Annotated in this window: 1 protein-coding gene; it reads right to left on the bottom strand. The window is 63.4% G+C overall.

The annotated features are described in order from the left end of the window. Window positions 1-59 precede the first annotated feature (59 nt). Window positions 60-1204 (bottom strand): IS3 family transposase gene (locus tag ABZ789_RS22620; protein WP_358428910.1). Its coding sequence is split into 2 segments (ribosomal slippage): window positions 60-937 and window positions 937-1204, totalling 1146 coding nucleotides; the frame shifts between segments, so codons are not numbered across the junction. Window positions 1205-1285: the final 81 nt, after the last annotated feature.

Raw genomic sequence — 1285 nt, 5'->3', positions numbered from 1 at the left:
TGGCAGGTCCCCGATAGTCGGTCCGGTCGGTTCTAGAGCCGGTTCCTCTGTGCAGTCGATCAGTCGATCTCACACGCCACCGGCTGGTGCCGGTGGGTGCATCCGGCAGCGTACTCGGCGGGGGTCTTGTACCCCAGTGCCGAATGACGGTGCCGGTGATTGTGGTCGTCCTTGAAATCCTCGATTACCACCCGGGCCTCGAGCAGAGTGGGCCAGTAGTTTCGATTGAGGCACTCATCGCGCAGCCGGTTGTTGAACGACTCGATGAACCCGTTGTTCCACGGCGTACCCGGCGGAATGTAGGACACCCCCACCGACCCAGCGCAGAAGTCCCGCAGCGCTTCCGATAGGAACTCCGGCCCATTGTCCATCCGCAACACCAGGGGTGGACCACCCCACATCGCGAACGCCTTCTCCAAGCCCTCGATCAACCGCCCGGCGGTGATCGAGCGGTCCACGATGTTCAACAACGACATCCGGGTATGTTCATCGACCATCGAGGCGATCTTCACCGTCTTGCCGTCGACGGTCGAATCGAACTGGAAGTCCAATGCCCACACAATATTCGGAGCATCCGCGTCGACGACCGGTACCGAGGACAGGCCGGCACGTTTGCGGCGTGGAGCACGCCGGACTTGCAGCCCTTCTTCCTTCCACAGGCGGTGAACCTTCTTCTTGTTCACCTCGATGCCCTGGTCGTAGCGCAGCCACGCCCACGCTCGCCGGAAGCCGTGTCGCGGATGCTTGCGGGAATACTTGCGTAGCTCTGCGCGCAGGTCGGCGTCCGGGTCGTCGGGTGTCTGCGCCAACGGCAGCCGTCGGTAGGCGGATCGGGAGAGCCCAACGACCTTGCACGCGAACCGCTCCGACATCTGCAGGGTGCCGGTGAGCATGGTGATCGCGGCGCGTTTGGCGGTCGGGCTCAGAATTTTCCCTTGGCGATCTCCCGCAGCGCGTCCTTCTCCAACTCGGCGTCGGCGAGCAGCCGCTTGAGCCGGCTGTTCTGCTCCCGCAGCTCCTTGAGCTCCTTTGCCGCATCGGCGTCCATACCGGAGTACTGGCGACGCCAGTTGTACAGCGTCGCCGACGACACCTCGAGTGCAGCGGCGATCTCCTCGCCGTTCTTGCCTTCCGCAGCCAACTCGTCGGCCCGGCGCAGCTTGCGCACGATGTCCTCCGCCGAGTGACGTTTGCGTCCCGCCATATCTCTATCGTCCCTTCTTCGCCCTCACCAGGGCAATCAGGACTCTAGAACAACCCGGACCTACTCACAGGGGACATGCCA

It is taken from the genome of Rhodococcus sp. NPDC047139, assembly GCF_040643435.1.
In the GTDB taxonomy this organism is placed as follows: Bacteria; Actinomycetota; Actinomycetes; order Mycobacteriales; family Mycobacteriaceae; genus Rhodococcus.
Note: the sequence above shows the minus strand (reverse complement) of the source record. Positions and strands in the feature narration are given on the sequence as shown.